Below are 17,585 nucleotides of genomic sequence, written 5' to 3'. Positions count from 1 at the left end.
TACTTCGAGTTTTAAATTGACTCCAGTTAAAGCACAATGTCATTAAGTTAAGCTTTTTTTTATCCAATTATGGTTAATTGTTTTCTCGACAAAGATTGTCTATAAGGGAACGCGGATGACACAGATTCGCTAAAGCGAAAACACAGATAAAAACGGATTTTAAATTAAAAGATTTTAGATTGAAGGTTTGGCATTTGTAAATATAAGATCGTCGATTTTTCTAAGGTTGCATACATCTGAAATGAAAAATCGTTAATCAAAAATCATCAATCATTTTTCTCAATTTTCCCTTAACTTAATGTCATTGAACTAAAGCAGGAAGCAATTTATAATTTAGTACATATACTCTTCTCAATTAATTTTACTTCTCATTTTTTATATTCCCTACCAAAATTCATTTTAAAAAAATTCATTTTATTACTTTTACAGATTCAAAATATAAATCAATCCCGATTCTATCGGTACTAAATCATAGATTACAATGTCTGTAGCAAAAAAAGATTACAAAAGAATTACTACCAAATCATTAATTGAGATGAAAGCCAATGGGCAAAAAATCTCAATGCTTACGGCTTACGATTATACAATGGCCAAAATTGTTGATACTGCCGGAATCGATGTAATCCTTGTAGGAGACTCAGCTTCGAATGTAATGGCTGGTCACGAAACTACCTTACCAATTACTTTAGACCAAATGATTTATCATGCGTCGTCTGTAGTAAGAGCTATCGAAAGAGCTTTGGTTGTTGTTGATTTACCTTTCGGAAGTTACCAATCAGACCCTAAAGAAGCATTGCGTTCTGCTATCAGAATCATGAAAGAAAGCGGTGGTCACGCAGTAAAATTAGAAGGTGGAAAAGAAATTAAAGAATCAATTAAAAAAATATTAAACGCAGGAATTCCAGTTATGGGACACTTGGGTTTAACACCACAATCAATATATAAATTCGGAACATATACCGTTCGTGCCAAAGAAGAAGACGAAGCCGAAAAACTAATTGAAGATGCAAAATTGCTAGAAAAAATTGGTTGTTTTGCTTTAGTTCTTGAAAAAATCCCTGCACATTTAGCTCAAAAAGTTGCCGAAAGCATCTCTATTCCTGTAATCGGAATCGGTGCTGGTGGTCAGGTAGATGGTCAGGTTCTTGTAATTCACGATATGTTAGGAATGAACAATGAGTTTAGCCCACGTTTTTTAAGACGCTACATGAATTTATACGAAGGAATGACTACTGCAATTAGCCAATATGTTGATGATGTAAAATCTGGAGATTTCCCTAACTCTGGTGAGCAATATTAATTTTTTAAGGCACTAAGGTTCTAAGCAACAAAGGTTCAAAGGTTTTAAAATTGAATAGCCTCCTGCTAAAGCAGGAGGAATATTTTAAGTTAATCAGGCTTTAGCCAAACTTCTTTAAGGTCCTAAAATGCTAAAGAAATAAGGTTCTAAGGTTTCTTCTTAGCATCTTAGAAACTTAGCCACTTAGGAACTCCAAAAATAAACTATGAAAATCATTTCCAATAAAGATAATCTCCAGGTTCTACACGAAGACAACCATATTATTGTTGTAAACAAACGCGTAGGCGATATTGTACAAGGTGACAAAACAGGCGATAAACCATTATCGGATGTTGTAAAAGAATACATAAAAGACAAATACAATAAACCTGGTGACGTATTTTTAGGTGTAATACATCGATTAGACCGTCCTACAACTGGAATTGTAGTTTTTGCCAGAACAAGCAAAGCATTAACGCGTATGAACGAATTGTTTAGTAATCGCGAAACTCAAAAAACCTATTGGGCTGTTGTAAAGAATAAGCCTGTAGAAACAAGCGCCAAATTGGTTCATTTTCTAAAAAGAAACGAGAAAAACAATACTTCAAAAGCGCATTTAAAAGAAGTTCCAGATAGTAAATTGGCAAGCTTAGATTATACTGTTTTTAAAGAACTTCAGAATTACGTAGCCCTCGAAATTAATTTACATACAGGAAGACACCACCAGATTAGAGCACAACTATCAGCTATTAGATCACCTATAAAAGGAGATTTAAAATATGGTTTTGACCGAAGTAATCCCGATGGAGGAATACATCTTCATGCCCGAAAATTAACCTTTATACATCCTGTAACCAAAGAACCACTTACCATTATTGCTCCTACTCCAGATGAAGTGATATGGAATGCTATATGATTTTTGGGTAAAATCACTTTTATTTAAAATTTTAAAATTAACTTGCATAGTAAAAACTAAGCAGATTTTAAAATGGACTATAAAAATGACATCGGTTACAGAAAAGAGACGCTTAAAAAACTATTGTTCAACATACAAAAAAGCGAAGATTTAATCATTAAAGCTTTGTATGATGATTTCAAAAAACCTGCTTTTGAAGCCGTTCTAACCGAAACCAATTATGTTATTTCGGAATTAAAAGATACCATTAAAAATATTTATCGCTGGGCAAAACCACAACGTGTTTTTCCATCGATACTTAACTTTCCTTCTACCGATTATATTTACAAAGAACCTTACGGAAAAGTATTGATTCTTGCTCCTTGGAATTATCCTTTTCAATTAGCTTTATGCCCATTAATATCAGCTGTAGCAGCAGGAAACAAAGTCATTTTAAAACCATCAGAACTTACTCCTAAAACTGCCGAAATTATAACCGAAATCATTCAGAAAACATTTCACATTAATCATGTCGAAGTGGTACAAGGAGGAGTTGATGTTTCGCAAAAACTTTTAGAGAAACGTTGGGATTACATATTCTTTACAGGAAGTGTAGCCGTTGGGAAAATTGTAGCAAAAGCCGCTGCAGAACACCTTACTCCTGTTACGCTGGAGCTTGGCGGAAAAAACCCATGTATTATAGATGAAACTGCTAATTTAAAACTAGCGGCAAAAAGAATTGTTTGGGGAAAATTTATAAATGCAGGACAAACCTGTATAGCCCCCGATTACATCTTGATTCATAAAGATATGAAAACTCATTTTATAGGATATCTAAAAGATGAGATTAATAAAGCTTACGGAGCAAATCCCGAAGAATCACCCGATTTTGCCAGAATTATAAATACCAAAAACTGGGTACGATTAGATAGCATGATCGAACCTGGCAAAGTGGTTTTTGGAGGACATACCGATGCGAAAAAACTATATATCGCGCCAACTCTTATAGACGAACCAGGTATGGAAAGTAATATTATGCAAGAAGAAATTTTCGGGCCATTATTACCTATACTTGCTTACAAAACCGAAGCTGATATAAAAAACATTATCGAGCAATATGAAAAACCTCTTGCCTTATATGTTTTTAGTGACAACCAGAATTTTACAAAAAGAATAATTACACGTTACTCATTTGGCGGAGGATGCATTAATGATACCGTTGTTCATTTTTCAAATAACAGACTTCCGTTTGGAGGTGTTGGTCATAGTGGCTTAGGAGCCTATCATGGCAAATTAAGTTTTGATACTTTCTCTCATCATAAAAGCATTGTAAAAAAAGCCAACTGGCTCGATTTACCAATGCGATATGCACCATATAAAGATAAATTAGCGACTATAAAAAAATTATTAGACTGGATCTAAATTTATCTTAGTTTAAACAATCAATTAATCAAAATTATTTTCCGTAACTAAATCAGATAATTGCGTTAAATCATTTTGCTAAAAACCCGATTTTAACTTTGCCGACTTAAAAAATATACTATATTTACTTCTGATATTTTATAAAAAGATAATCTAAAAAAAATCCAAAATATAACGAATAACTACTTTCAAAAATTATGAATCGTACGCAACAACGAATAGAAGAAATCAACAAAATTGGTTATCAATTAGACTTTTCAAATGTATTTAATCATGCTTTCGAAAATTATAAAAAAATAGCGCTTTACGCAGGATCTATTCTTCTTATTTTTTACTTTGTACTTGCTATTTTCGGTTCGAGTATTGTGATTTCTTTATTTGGAATCGGAAGTCTAACAAAAGAATCTATAGAAAACTTACAACATTTAAAATTATCTGGAAATTTCCTTATAATATATATGACATCTATGATTTTATTGGCTGTATTTATTGCTCCCTTTACTGCTGGATTTTTAAAAATGGCCGATTGTGCAGATAAAGACAAAGAATTTAATTTTGCTACAATTTTTTATTACTACAAATTACCATACTTAACAAATATCATAGGAGCTACTTTTATTATATCGGTTATAAGTATCGCCATATCAATAGCGACAGAAATGATAAATCTATCAATTTATGGAACAGTAATTTCATTACTAATTTCGCTTTTTACTTACCTAACAATTCCATTAATTGTCTTTGGAAATTTTAATGCCATTGATGCTATTAAAACTAGCTTTATGCTTGTTTCAAAACAACCTCTAATTCTTATTGGGTTATTAATTGTTGCCGGGATCGCAGCAATGGTAGGATTTATAGGGTGTTGTATTGGGGTAGTTTTTACCCTTCCTTTTATTTATTCTATGACCTATGCCATTTATTGCGCAATTATCGGTGTAGATGCATTAGACGAAATTGAAGAATCTAAATCAGGACCAAAAACATTTTTATAACAGATAGAATTGATATAATAATTTCTCCAGGAATCTATTTAATTAAACCTAAATTAACCAAAAATCTATGGTATTTTACTGTAGTTTTATAACAATGATATCCTCATGGCCAAACCTAACAGGCTTGGCCCATAATTTATTGTTATTTAGCGACGTAAACCTCCAATGGATTGTTTCTTACAACAATCCTAAATTTCCTGCACTAGGACTGGCTTTATTGGGCTTTATTATTTTTTTAGGTTATCATTTTTTCAATATAAAAAAGCAATTAGGTAATTTTATCGAAAAAGAGAAAGAAAATGATACTACTGATAAAGAGTATCTTCTTTATTTTTTGTTTTTTGGGATTACCATTATTGTAATGGAGATTGTTAATGAGCTATTTAAAATTAGACCAAAAAGCTTACTTATCATTAATACCTCGATTGGTCTTTTCTTTTTATTATTCTATTTTATAACTAGTAAAGTTAAATACTTACGTAAAAAAGTACAATTTATCTTCATTGCATTATTTTTACTATTCTTTGGTTATATATTACGCAATATCATTTCTCTTCCTAATGATATAACCCCAATAATTAGTTTTGTCGTAGCCTATTACTTTTCTTATACTATTTTAAAACCTATAAAATTATATTGGTTTTTTACAGCCTTATTATTTTTGTTTTTAGTTGATGTTACTATTTCACATTCTATTCCTTTAAAAACATCTGTAATTTTAATTAATTTTTCTCTTATTGTATTTGTTGTCAACTACGTAAAATATGCTGTTTTATTAAACGAAAACGACAAATTTCGGTTTTCTAACGAAATAGTACATAAAGGAAACTCTCTTACAATTGCCAGTAATCGCAAAGGAGAAATCTTATTTTGTAGTGAAACTATAATCGATATTTTAGGATATTCACCCGAAGCAGTTATGGGAATTGGATTCTGGAATCTTACAGAAGATCCCGAGTTTATTGGCGAAGATTACCATTTAACTTATATCGACAACAAACTCTACATCCGTAAATTAAAATGTAAAAACGGAGAATATAAATACATTCAATGGAAAGATAAAAAATTCTCAGAGGACCTAATAATTAGTATAGGACAAGATATAACTGAGCAAATAAACACTAAAGATTTATATAAAAATCTAATCCAGACCGCTACCGATTTGATTTTTGAAGCCGATGATGACGGTAACTTTACTTTCATCAATGAATTTGCAATTTCATCATTAGGATATTCAGAGTCAGAAATTATTTCTCATAATTATTCAGAATTCATTCACGTTGATTACACCATAAATACGGTGAATTTTTATGAAAATCTGGAAGAAAACTTAAAGAAAAAGGAAAATGATTTTCCAGCTATAGAAATTCCGTTATTGAAAAAAAATACCGAAGAATTATGGGTTTCCCTAAAAGTAATTATCCGTAAAAATGATGCCGGCCAAATAATTGGTTATTCAGGTATTGCCAGAGATATTACAAAACTAAAAAACATTGAAAACGAGAATAAAATCAGGCATGAAAAAATTGAAGATTATAATACTGTCTCCAAAAAATTATCGACCACAAACTTCAGTAATTACGATGACATAGATAGTGTTGTAGAACTGATAATAAAAGAAGCCGCAATTGTTTCTAAAGCCAATCGGGTTAGCCACTGGAAATATACTGAAGATATAATTATTTGTACTAATTTATTTAGCGTAGACAATCACAAACTAGAGAAAAAAAAGATTTTAAAAAGAGAATTATACCCTATCTATTTTAACTCAATAAAAAACAAAACCATCATCAATGCTCCAGATGTTTTTAATCATTTAGAAATATCAGAATTTACAAAAGAAGCTTTCTTAATAAACGATATTAAATCGATGCTAGATGTCCCTATTTTTACGAATGGACAACTAACTGGTATTCTTTGTTTTGAATCTACTAAAACCAAACGGATTTGGGATAATGAAGACATCAATTTTGCCCGAACCATTTCGGATATTATTTCATTAGCAATTTCTTCGCAAATGAGGTTAATGACCGAAAAAAAATTAGAATTCAAGAGTCAGCTATTATCCGCACTTGCTTTATGTACCGAAAAGTTTTTACTAAGCAAAAGCACTTCTAAAATGTTTGAAGAAACCTTTGAAATAATAGGAAAAGCTACAAAGGTGGATCATATGTTTTATTATGAAAAAAATAATGATACCCATCTTGTAAGTCAGAAATACAAATGGGCAAGAGAAGGAATTACTAAGCAAATCACCGAATTACGAGGTTTTACCTCCGATAATTTACATGAGATATTCAATCAGGCTCAAAGCAAAAAAATCTTAAATACACTAACAAGAAAACTTAAAGATTCGTTTTTTAAAGAGCTATTAATAGCCAATGAAATCAAATCAATCTTGATACTTCCGCTATATATAAATGACGATTTTACTGGCTTTATAGGATTTGATGATTGTACAAATGAAAAAAAATGGTCCGAAGACGAAATTTATATTTTACAATCGCTTGCTAATAACGTTTCTTCGACCTTAGAAAGAAACAGAAATGAAGCTAGAATTCACGAAAGTGAAGAAAAATTTAAGCTAATTGCTAATAATATTCCTGGTACAGTTTATTTATCCAAATTTGATGAATTAGGCTCCAAAGTATTCCTAAACGATGAAATCGAGAATTTAACTGGATATCCAAAAACTGAGTTTCTCGAAAATAGATTATCCTTTATTTCATTAATGCATCCAGAGGACAAAGAAAACATCATTAAAAACCAAATAAATGATTTAAAAAGAGGAATACCAATACATTGTGTTTACAGAATACAAAGAAAATCTGGCGAATACATTTGGGTAGAAGAATTTGGCGATGTAATTAAAAAAGGAAATACAATTGATTTTGTTGGTGGAATTTATTTTGATATTACAAGCAAAAAAGAAACTGAAGATGCTATAAAAGCAAAACAATTAGCAGAAGCAGCAAATAAATCAAAATCAGATTTCCTGGCAAATATGTCTCATGAAATCCGAACACCTTTAAACGGAATTATTGGTTTTACAAATTTATTGATGAAAACCAATCTTCAGGAAATTCAGCAAAAATATATGATTACCGTTAATCAATCGGCTCAATCATTGCTAAATATTATAAATGATATCCTTGATTTTTCTAAAATAGAAGCTGGAAAATTAGAACTAAATATCGATAAATATGATATTAGAGAAATACTCAATCAAGTAGTCGATTTAATATTATACGAATCTAATCTCAAGAAACTTACATTAGAATTAAACATAAATGAAGATGTACCAAATTGCTTTTGGATTGACGTACTCCGAATAAAACAAATCCTGATTAACTTACTAGCAAATGCCGTTAAATTTACCGAGAAAGGAACTATAAAACTAAATGTGTCCGTACTCGATAAGATTAACGATACATACACAATACGCTTTTCGGTTTCTGATACTGGCATTGGGATTCTTGAAGAAAACAAAAAACGAATTTTTCAGGCGTTTTCACAAGAAGACAGCTCGACCACCCGCAAATTTGGAGGTACAGGATTAGGATTAACCATTTCTAATAAACTACTTAGTTTAATGGACAGCCATTTAAAACTAGAAAGCAAACTAAATATTGGAAGTACTTTTTATTTTGATTTAGATATCAAAAGTTGCGATACATATGTGCCTTATCTTTTCATAAATGAGACCGAAAACAGCAATAGCACTTCTACTTTAAACAAAGACCTACTCACTAGAGAAATAAAGTTCCTTGTTGTAGAGGATAATAATGTGAATAGATTATTACTTAGAGCCACTATAAAAAACCTATTTGTAAATGCTATTATTTACGATGCCGAAAACGGTGAAGAAGCCGTTAGATTACACAAAGTAATTAATCCAGACATTATTTTCATGGACATACAAATGCCTGTCATGAATGGATATGAAGCTACAAAAGCAATACGTAAATTAAAATCAGGTAAAAAAACCCCTATAATCGCAGTAACTGCTGGTGCAGAAAAAGATGAAAAGCAAAATTGCATCAATGCCGGAATGACTGGTTATATATCTAAACCAATTATTAAAGGCAGCATCGAGAAAGCTATAATTAAATCGATTTCCTAAATAGTAAAGAAATAGAAGATAAAAGCTACTATTTCAAAAAATATCAATAAATTCGTGTACATATAATTTCGAATAAAAACATTAAAACCATATAATTATGAAATGGCAAGGCAGAAGACAGAGCGATAACGTTGAAGATAGAAGAGGAATGTCGGGAGGTGGAAAAACTCTTGTGGGAGGTGGAATCATCGGAATTATAATTTTACTAGTAAATGTTTTTGGAGGCGAAAATGCACAATTAATAACTCCAGTTTTAGAACAAATGCAAGGTTCTCAATCAAACCAAACCGAAGCTGCTGCACCATTAAGTAAAGAAGATGAAGAAATGGGCAACTTTGTTAAAGTAAATCTCGCCGATAATGAAGATATATGGGGCAAAATATTTTCGGAAAACGGAATGACATATAAAAATCCAAAACTAGTACTTTTTAGAGGATCTGTAGAAACTGCTTGCGGTGGAGCTACATCGGCATCAGGACCTTTTTATTGTCCCGGAGATCAAAAAGTATATATGGATTTAGCCTTTTTTGAGGAACTAAAAACAAGATTTGGTGCCAAAGGTGGGGACTTTGCTATTGCATACGTTATAGCGCACGAAATTGGGCATCACATACAAACATTACTAGGCACATCGGCCAAAATGCGTAAAGCACAAGAAGGCAAAAGCGAAGCTCAAGCCAATAAACTATCTGTAGCATTAGAACTTCAAGCTGACTTTTATGCAGGAGTTTGGGCGCATTACAATCAGGCAAATTTAGATCCCGACGATATTGATGAAGCTTTAAGCGCAGCAAATGCAGTTGGAGACGATGCAATACAAAGTAAAATGCAAGGACGAGTTGTTCCAGACTCTTTTACACACGGAACATCAGAACAACGCAAATTTTGGTTTATGAAAGGGTTTAAATCTGGAGATATTAGCCAGGGCGATACGTTTGCCGAAATTAGATAAAAGATTTTTTCTCTAGAGAAACAAGCGACTTAAAGCAGTTATTGAAAAATAACTGCTTTTTTTATGCAATGTTGTCTTTCTACAAAACTCTCTTTCTCCGAAGCTTGTTTACCCATAAACTTGCCTTTCCGACGAAGGATGTACTTTTTAAACGCAAAGCACGCTAAGAAAAAGAACGCAGAGGTTCGCAAAGCTATTTATTAAGCTTTGTAATCCTTTGAGTTCTCTACGGAAAACCTTTGTCGCTTTGAGCCTTCGAATCTTTTTTTACCTTTCCTCAAAAAACTAAACGCACAAAAAAAGCCTTGAATTTCTTCAAGGCTTTAAATTTCTGGGTGGATGACCGGGTTCGAACCGGCGACCCTCGGTACCACAAACCGATGCTCTAACCAACTGAGCTACAACCACCATTTTTGCTTAGCGAGTGCAAATATAAAGTAAAACTTTACTTCTACAAAGAAAAAAATAAAAAGGTTCACTAAACTATTTATTAAACTTTATGAACCTCTGCATAACCCTTTGCGCTCTTTGCAGTTAAATCTTTTTTGTATAAGACAATCTTTATCCCTTTGAATCTTTAGAATCCATTTTAAACGCAAAGCACACAAAGACAAAAAAAAACAAAGGTTCGCAAAGCGATTCATTAAACTTTGTGTAACCCTTTGCACTCTTTGCGGTAAAATTTTTCTCAAAAAATTAAACATACAAAAAAAGCCTTGAATTTCTTCAAGGCTTTAAATTTCTGGGTGGATGACCGGGTTCGAACCGGCGACCCTCGGTACCACAAACCGATGCTCTAACCAGCTGAGCTACAACCACCATTTCTGCTTAGCGAGTGCAAATATAGAGCAAAACTTTACTTCTACAAAGAAAAAAATGAAAAATTTTCATCTTTTTTACATCAAATTCCCTAAACTATTGACGGCCAAACACCTTTCAACAGTAAAACCTTCGGCAAAATCCACACCAACTAATCTTCCTAAGTCTTGTGCACGATAATTTAAACTTTCAAGAAAATTTTTACTCGTTATCGGGGTAGCAGGTTCTTTAGAATTCGCATCATAAAACTGCGATCCATACGCTAAAATCGATTCTATTTTCTTTTCAGTAAATCCTGTGATGTCCACAACAAAGTCTGGCTCGATATTTTTCCACTGAATATAATGGTATACAACCTTAGGACGCCATGCTGTTTGTTGCTCTCCATTAAGAGTTGTTTCTATCTTCATCAAACCAGATAAGAAACAAGCATCAGAAACTAATTTGCTACCTTTTCCGTGATCAATATGGCGATCATCGATTGCATTACACAAAACAATCTCAGGTTTGTATTTACGGATCATTTTTATGACTTCTAATTGATGCGCTTCGTCATTTACAAAAAAACCATCACGCATCGCTAAATTTTCACGTACAGAAACTCCTAATATGTTTGCCGCAGCAGCAGCTTCCTGATCTCTTAATTCGGCAGAACCACGTGTTCCTAATTCTCCTCGGGTCAAATCGACAATGCCAACTTTCTTCCCTAGAGAAACTTCTTTTAAAATTGTCCCTGCACAACCTAATTCTACATCATCTGGATGTGCTCCAAAAGCTAATATATCTAATTTCATATTTTATATTTTAGTACCAGTTTCAGTATCCAGTCGCAGTTTACAGTTTTCACTGATTACTGCTACTACTTACGGATTACTGTTACTGATTACTGTTACTGATTACTGCGACTGAAAACTATTCAACAGTTACACGTTTAAAACCCTTTTCATCGTCATTGACTTATTCACACTTTCCTCCCACTCGTTTTCAGGAATACTTTCTTTTGTGATTCCGCATCCCATATACAAAACGGCTTCAGAATTACGTATTTGCATACTTCGTAAATTTACAAATAAATCAGAGCTTATCGAGTCAGATGCGAAACTGCTATTTAGTTCGCCTAAAAAACCTGTATAAAAAGTTCTATCGTAATTTTCATTTTCCAGAATAAATGCTCTGGATTTCTTTTTAGGATAACCACAAACTGCAGGTGTTGGATGCAATAAATCTATCACTTCATCTAAACTAGAATCTGTATTTAAAGCCCCCGAAATATCGGTTTTTATATGCCAGATACTTCCAGCATTAGCACTATAAGGTTCAGTAACTACTACCGAAGAAGCTACGTCCTGCAATCTTTTTACAATAAAGTCGGTAACATATTGTTGCTCATCTTTTTCTTTCTGATGCCAGATAACATCTGATGCCAAAGCAGCCTTTTGAGTTCCCGCCAAAGCAGTTGTTTCAAATATATTCCCATTTGCTTTAAGCAATTGCTCAGGCGTTGCTCCCATCCAGAAACCAACTTCGGGATGATAAAAACAATACGCTAATGTTGTTGGATATAAATTTGCTAAATTTTGAAAAGTCTCAATAAAATCAAAATCATTCAAAGGAACAATTTCACTACGAGATAAAACTACTTTTTTAAACTCATCATTCACAATGGCCTGAACACCATTAACAACTAATGTTTCAAATTGTTTTTTAGCTTCAGCATCAAAACCAGAATCAGCAACATCAACTAAATTTATCGATTTTCGTTCTAACAGAGTCGTACAAATTTCAGATTCCTTTTCGGGAATAAGGACAATTTGTTTTTTATCAAAAGAAGCAAATACAAAACCCTTTTCTTTATAATCAACAACCTTATACAACGTATTATTTTGTTGTAGTAAAGCTATGACTGTATCCGATTTTGGTTTCTTATAAAGTACAAAGGGCAAAAGCTGCTCTTTGTGTTTTTTAATTTTAGAAAAAAATTCATTCATGATTTCCAGATTACTTTTTTTGTCTGTCTAAAACCATGTTCGTCAATTTACACAATGAAACCAGATTACCTTCTTCATCAGTAATTTTGATCTCCCAAAGATGCAAACTTCTTCCTTTATGAATAATTCTTGCCGTTCCGAAAACATACCCCTCACGAATACTTTTTAAATGGTTTGCCGAAATTTCTATTCCGCGTACTTCTTGTAATTCAGGATTTATAAAAAAAAATGATGCTGCACTACCCACACTTTCTGCAAGTGCTACCGATGCACCTCCGTGTAATAATCCCATTGGTTGGTGAACTGCTGGATTTACTGGCATTCTGGCTACTAAAAAATCTGCTCCAGCATCAATGTATTCAATTTGTAGAGTTTGCATTAACGTGTTTTGAGAAAACTGATTGCAACGCTCCAATATTTGTTCTTTACTAAAATTCATTTGTTTGGCTTTAAAATGTAAAATTAAATAAAAGATGAGTCACAAAACAGAAAATGCAATTCTAAATTGAAAATCATATGTTAATCGAATTAGTTTTTTGCTATTTTTACATAAATTCTATTCAAATGCGTACTTTTTTTTTACTATTTACTATCGGAATACTTTTAGCAACAAGTTCATGTCGAAGTGATTTTGAAACCGTTGCCAGTACTGGAGATTTAGTTTTCTCAAAAGACACCGTTTATCTAGATACTGTTTTTACGAATATTGGTTCGAGTACATACCAACTCAAAGTATTTAATCAAGGTAAAAAAGACATTACAATCCCGTCTATCAAACTAGGAAAAGGCTTAAGCTCTAAATACAGAATGACTGTTGATGGAATGCATGGAACCGAAGGTAAAATCTTTAGCGATGTAACGCTTTTGGCCAAAGACAGTATGTATATTTTTATAGAAACAACTGCAGCAATTGCCGATGCAAACCCAACCGATTTTTTATACACCGACCAAATCCAGTTTGATAGTGGTGCAAATCTTCAAAACGTACAATTGGTAACACTTATTCAGGATGCTACTTTTTTATATCCAAAAAAACTCTCTGACGGAACTATCGAAACATTACCAATTGATGGCAAGGAAGTAGCAGGTTTTTATCTGGAAGAAAACGAATTACAATTTACAAACCAAAAACCGTATGTAATATATGGCTATGCAGCCGTTCCCGAAGGAAAAACCGCTACGTTTGATGCTGGCTCAAGAGTCTATTTTCATTCAAATTCAGGGCTTTTGGTTAGTAAAAAGGCAAGTATTAATGTAAATGGAGCTCTTTCATCAACAGAAAAATTAGAGAAAGAAGTAATTTTTGAAGGAGATCGTTTAGAACCACTATACTCCGATGTTCCAGGACAATGGGGAACAATCTGGCTTGCTGACGGAAGTACAAATAATATCATCAATCATCTTACGATTAAAAATGCAACCACTGGTTTACTAATAGAAAATAGCGACCAAACAGCTGTTAGCATCAAAAATACACAAATTTACAACTCTGTAAATCATGGTATTCTGGCACAAAATGCAAAAATAAAAGGCGAAAACATTGTAATAAATCGTGCAGGATTATCGAGTCTAGCTTGTTTATATGGCGGAAATTATGAATTTACACATTGTACATTCAATAACAATTGGCAAAGTTCTCAACAAGCTGCGGTTTCCCTTAGCAATACTCTCGCAGGCGCAACTCCCGAAACCAAAGATTTAACACAGGCAACTTTCAATAATTGTATTGTTTACGGATCAAATACAAACGAATTATCTTTAAACAAAAAAGCAAATTCAGCCTTTGTATATCAGTTTAATAATTGCCTAATCAAGTTTAGTAACACAAGCACTAATCCCGATTTTCAGTTTAACACCGATACCCAACATTATAATGCAATTATATTAAATCAGGATCCTAAGTTTTATAATGCTTCAGAAAACAAATTTAATATCGACACCAATTCTGGCGCTTTCGCAAAAGGAAATCAAGCGTATAACATTCCGATTGATATTATAGGAAACACAAGGACTTCACCTCCCGATTTAGGCGCTTATCAAAGCATGCCATTTCCGAAATAATTGTTTTTTTTTACAAAAATGCTAAAGCACTAAGTATTTTTGTTTAAGCAACTATTAAGCGTACTGTCTGTCTTTTCGACGAAGGAGAAATCTCCGCAAGTAACTCCGCAACTAGAATCCAATCTTTGTCGAGCTTCTCGCGAAGATTTCTCCTTCGTCGAAAAGACAATATTGAGGAAAACACGAGTAAGAAAAATGCTGCATAAATTAAACATCTCTTAACACAAGGTATCGCCAAAAGATGTAGATTTGTTTCATTGTAAAACTAACCAACTCAAAATCAATTTTTTGAAAGTTTCACAAGCCCTATTTTTTTAACTTTAAACTATTAAATTAATTATGAAGAAAATCTACTCTTCCATTTTATTACTGCTTTTTAGTTTTGTGACTTTTGCTCAAATTCCTTCGGGATATTACAACACTGCAACAGGTACAGGTTACGCCCTTAAAACACAATTGTACAATATCATAAAAGATCATACAGACAATGGTTATGCCGGTTTGTACGTCACTTATCAAGCATCTGACATTGATAATTTTTATGAAAACGATGGAACAGTTCTAGACATGTATTCTGAAAATCCATCAGGAACAGATCCTTACAATTATAGCATAGGAACTACACAACGATGTGGTAGTTATGTCGTAGAAGGAGATTGTTATAACCGCGAACATATAATCCCACAATCAGTATTTAGTGAAAAATCACCTATGGTTTCTGATGCTCATTTTATCACACCAACCGATGGAAAAGTAAATGGTATAAGATCAAATTATCCTCATGGAGTTGTAAACACACCAACTTACATTTCTAAAAACGGAGGGAAACTTGGAGCAAATTCAACTTCGGGATATTCAGGAACTGTTTTTGAGCCAATCAACGAATTTAAAGGAGATATTGCCCGAATGTATTTTTATTTTGCAACACGTTATGAAAATACCGTTGCAGGTTACAGCTACCCTATGTTTGAGGGAACAAGTAATAAAGTATTTACAGCTGCCTTCTTAAATATTCTTTTGGCATGGAACGCGCAAGATCCAGTAAGCGCAAGAGAAATTGCAAGAAACAATGCTATTTACGCACGTCAGAACAATAGAAATCCTTATATCGATCATCCCGAATATGTAAATCAGGTTTGGAATCCATCTAGCGATACGCAAGCACCAACTGCACCAACAAGTTTGGCAAGCACCGCAAAAACGTCCAGCACTATTTCTGTAAGTTGGACAGCATCTACAGATAACGTAGGAGTTACAGGTTATAATGTATATGCTAATGGAGTTTTAAAAACTACAGTTGCAGGTTTAACCGCTACTATAACTGGCTTAACAGCTTCTACCAGCTATAATCTTACTGTAAAAGCCAATGATGCTGCAGGAAATATTTCGGCTACAAGCAATACAATTACCGAGACAACCGATACCGGTACTGGAACTGGCGGCGGAACAACAACCGATTTATTATTCTCAGAATACATCGAGGGATCTGGAAATAACAAAGCTTTAGAAATTCTGAATGCAACAGGTAGCCCAATTAACTTATCTGGATACACTATAAAAAGACAAACAAACGGAGGCGGAACATGGAGTTCTGGTCTAGCCTTAAGCGGAACTTTAAATAGCGGAACCAAATTTACTATTGTAAATAGTTCTATTGCTTCTACATGTTATCCTAAAGCTTCAGCCAATATTTCGACAACAGCTTCAGAGATTACTTTTAATGGAAATGACCCTATGGGTTTATTTAAAAATGGAGTACTCATCGACATCATCGGAACTTTTAATGGTGGAGCAGCTGACTTTGCAGCTAATGTAACTTTAAGAAGAAAATCGACTGTAACTTCTCCAAGCTCAACATTTAATTTAAGTTCACAATGGGATTCATTTGCTGTAGATTCTTGTGAAAATTTAGGAAATCGTACACTAAAAGTAACAAACCCTGAATTAATGTCAGATTCAGATGAAATTCACTTATATCCAAACCCTTCAGACGGTAACTTTTTTATTAATTTCGATAATTCAAACACTCCTTATACGATAGAAATAATTTCAGTATCTGGACAAAAAGTATTCGAAAAAGCAAACACAATTCAACAATCTATAGCTGTAAGTAATCTACCTAAAGGGTTGTATATAGTTAAAGCTACAAAAGAGGAAAAAACTTTCATTAAAAAGATAATAATCAATTAATTAAAAATTAGATCTCTAATAATTAAAAAGCGGCAAATTGTCGCTTTTTTTGTTTTAATACTAAATAAAACAGTCATTTTTTCACGCAGATTTTGCAGATAAAGCAGATACAAAAACCTCTAAAGAATTTATGCAGATTTAATAATTCTCAATCAATTAAATCTGTTCAATCAGCCAAATCTGCGTGAAACAAAAATATTTGTGTCTTTTTAAGATTAAAAAAAACTTCTATAAAAGAAATATCTTTCACGCAGATTTTATAGATAAAGCAGATACAAAACCTCTAAAGAATTTATGCAGATTTAATAATTCTTAAATCAATTAAATCTGCTCAATCAGCCAAATCTGCGTGAAACAAAAAACTTTGCGTCTTTTTAAGATTAAAAAAAACTTCTATACAAGAAATATCTTTCACGCAGATTTTATAGATAAAGCAGATACAAAACCTCTAAAGAATTTATGCAGATTTAATAATTCTCAACCAATTAAATCTGCTCAATCAGCCAAATCTGCGTGAAACAAAAATATTTGCGTCTTTTTAAGATTAAAAAAAACTTCTATACAAGAAATATCTTTCACGCAGATTTTACAGATAAAGCAGATACAAAACCTCTAAAGAATTTATGCAGATTTAATAATTCTCAATCAATTAAATCTGCTCAATCAGCCAAATCTGCGTGAAACAAAAAACTTTGCGTCATTGCAAAATTTAAAAAAAACGTACTACTCTGCGCCTCTACACATTACCATTGAACCTCCCGACATTATCATGAAAAAAAATCACTGCATTTTTTTTTAAAAGAGTTCGTTTTCAAATTTGCGCTTACTATTTATTTACACTAAATTTGCAGCTAAATACAA

General features: G+C 32.7%; 11 protein-coding genes and 2 tRNA genes. 8 read left to right on the top strand and 5 right to left on the bottom strand.

From position 1 onward, the window contains the following. Positions 1 to 481 precede the first annotated feature (481 nt). The 6 genes from panB to ACJ6WR_RS18130 all read left to right on the top strand — a co-directional run bounded on the left by panB (position 482) and on the right by ACJ6WR_RS18130 (position 9,666). A complete protein-coding gene (gene panB / locus ACJ6WR_RS18155) occupies positions 482 to 1,300 on the top strand; it encodes a 3-methyl-2-oxobutanoate hydroxymethyltransferase (protein WP_039116170.1) in 819 nt (272 codons plus the stop codon). A gap of 205 nt (positions 1,301 to 1,505) precedes the next feature. Continuing rightward, positions 1,506 to 2,195, top strand: a complete 690-nt coding sequence (locus ACJ6WR_RS18150) for an RluA family pseudouridine synthase (RefSeq protein WP_409416042.1) — start codon at positions 1,506 to 1,508, stop codon at positions 2,193 to 2,195. A gap of 72 nt (positions 2,196 to 2,267) precedes the next feature. Then, positions 2,268 to 3,596 carry an aldehyde dehydrogenase gene (locus ACJ6WR_RS18145; RefSeq protein ID WP_039116172.1) on the top strand — a complete coding sequence of 443 codons (1,329 nt, stop codon included), beginning with the start codon at positions 2,268 to 2,270 and terminating at the stop codon, positions 3,594 to 3,596. 197 nt (positions 3,597 to 3,793) lie between these two features. Continuing rightward, positions 3,794 to 4,591 carry a hypothetical protein gene (locus ACJ6WR_RS18140; protein ID WP_039117203.1) on the top strand — a complete coding sequence of 266 codons (798 nt, stop codon included), beginning with the start codon at positions 3,794 to 3,796 and terminating at the stop codon, positions 4,589 to 4,591. Between the two features lie 94 nt (positions 4,592 to 4,685). Then, positions 4,686 to 8,714: a PAS domain S-box protein gene (locus ACJ6WR_RS18135; RefSeq protein WP_409416041.1), complete on the top strand. Its 4,029-nt coding sequence runs from the start codon at positions 4,686 to 4,688 to the stop codon at positions 8,712 to 8,714. Between the two features lie 97 nt (positions 8,715 to 8,811). Next, positions 8,812 to 9,666: a neutral zinc metallopeptidase gene (locus ACJ6WR_RS18130; protein WP_039116177.1), complete on the top strand. Its 855-nt coding sequence runs from the start codon at positions 8,812 to 8,814 to the stop codon at positions 9,664 to 9,666. Positions 9,667 to 10,000: 334 nt separating this feature from the next. On the opposite strand, the gene ACJ6WR_RS18125 is transcribed toward ACJ6WR_RS18130, so the two are convergent. From ACJ6WR_RS18125 to ACJ6WR_RS18105, 5 genes are all read right to left on the bottom strand, one after another. Next, positions 10,001 to 10,074 (bottom strand) — tRNA-His (locus ACJ6WR_RS18125). 337 nt (positions 10,075 to 10,411) lie between these two features. After that, a tRNA-His gene (locus ACJ6WR_RS18120) sits at positions 10,412 to 10,485 on the bottom strand. 77 nt (positions 10,486 to 10,562) lie between these two features. Further along, positions 10,563 to 11,279: a bacillithiol biosynthesis deacetylase BshB1 gene (gene bshB1 / locus ACJ6WR_RS18115; RefSeq protein ID WP_409416040.1), complete on the bottom strand. Its 717-nt coding sequence runs from the start codon at positions 11,277 to 11,279 to the stop codon at positions 10,563 to 10,565. 129 nt (positions 11,280 to 11,408) lie between these two features. After that, positions 11,409 to 12,473 carry a chorismate-binding protein gene (locus ACJ6WR_RS18110; protein ID WP_409416039.1) on the bottom strand — a complete coding sequence of 355 codons (1,065 nt, stop codon included), beginning with the start codon at positions 12,471 to 12,473 and terminating at the stop codon, positions 11,409 to 11,411. Between the two features lie 10 nt (positions 12,474 to 12,483). Further along, positions 12,484 to 12,912, bottom strand: a complete 429-nt coding sequence (locus tag ACJ6WR_RS18105; protein WP_409416038.1) for a PaaI family thioesterase — start codon at positions 12,910 to 12,912, stop codon at positions 12,484 to 12,486. 125 nt (positions 12,913 to 13,037) lie between these two features. Between ACJ6WR_RS18105 and ACJ6WR_RS18100 the strand changes: the two genes are divergently transcribed. Both ACJ6WR_RS18100 and ACJ6WR_RS18095 read left to right on the top strand, forming a co-directional pair. Next, entirely contained in the window at positions 13,038 to 14,534 is a 1,497-nt protein-coding gene (locus tag ACJ6WR_RS18100) for a hypothetical protein (RefSeq protein ID WP_409416037.1), read from the top strand. A gap of 339 nt (positions 14,535 to 14,873) precedes the next feature. Next, positions 14,874 to 16,724, top strand: a complete 1,851-nt coding sequence (locus tag ACJ6WR_RS18095; protein WP_409416036.1) for an endonuclease — start codon at positions 14,874 to 14,876, stop codon at positions 16,722 to 16,724. The last annotated feature ends 861 nt before the right edge of the window (positions 16,725 to 17,585 follow it).

This window comes from Flavobacterium sp. PS2, from assembly GCF_046250155.1.
GTDB lineage: Bacteria > Bacteroidota > Bacteroidia > Flavobacteriales > Flavobacteriaceae > Flavobacterium.
The sequence above is the reverse complement of the archived record's forward strand: the minus strand, read 5'-3'. Positions and strand labels throughout refer to the sequence as shown.

Bases quoted from the DNA above. Each gene is read 5' to 3' on its own strand.
- ACJ6WR_RS18140 (WP_039117203.1), top strand. From the start codon at position 3,794: ATGAATCGTACGCAACAACGAATAGAAGAAATCAACAAAATTGGTTAT.
- ACJ6WR_RS18130 (WP_039116177.1), top strand. From the start codon at position 8,812: ATGAAATGGCAAGGCAGAAGACAGAGCGATAACGTTGAAGATAGAAGA.
- ACJ6WR_RS18100 (WP_409416037.1), top strand. From the start codon at position 13,038: ATGCGTACTTTTTTTTTACTATTTACTATCGGAATACTTTTAGCAACA.
- ACJ6WR_RS18145 (WP_039116172.1), top strand. From the start codon at position 2,268: ATGGACTATAAAAATGACATCGGTTACAGAAAAGAGACGCTTAAAAAA.
- ACJ6WR_RS18150 (WP_409416042.1), top strand. From the start codon at position 1,506: ATGAAAATCATTTCCAATAAAGATAATCTCCAGGTTCTACACGAAGAC.
- ACJ6WR_RS18110 (WP_409416039.1), bottom strand. From the start codon at position 12,473: ATGAATGAATTTTTTTCTAAAATTAAAAAACACAAAGAGCAGCTTTTG.
- ACJ6WR_RS18105 (WP_409416038.1), bottom strand. From the start codon at position 12,912: ATGAATTTTAGTAAAGAACAAATATTGGAGCGTTGCAATCAGTTTTCT.
- panB (WP_039116170.1), top strand. From the start codon at position 482: ATGTCTGTAGCAAAAAAAGATTACAAAAGAATTACTACCAAATCATTA.
- ACJ6WR_RS18095 (WP_409416036.1), top strand. From the start codon at position 14,874: ATGAAGAAAATCTACTCTTCCATTTTATTACTGCTTTTTAGTTTTGTG.
- bshB1 (WP_409416040.1), bottom strand. From the start codon at position 11,279: ATGAAATTAGATATATTAGCTTTTGGAGCACATCCAGATGATGTAGAA.
- ACJ6WR_RS18135 (WP_409416041.1), top strand. From the start codon at position 4,686: ATGATATCCTCATGGCCAAACCTAACAGGCTTGGCCCATAATTTATTG.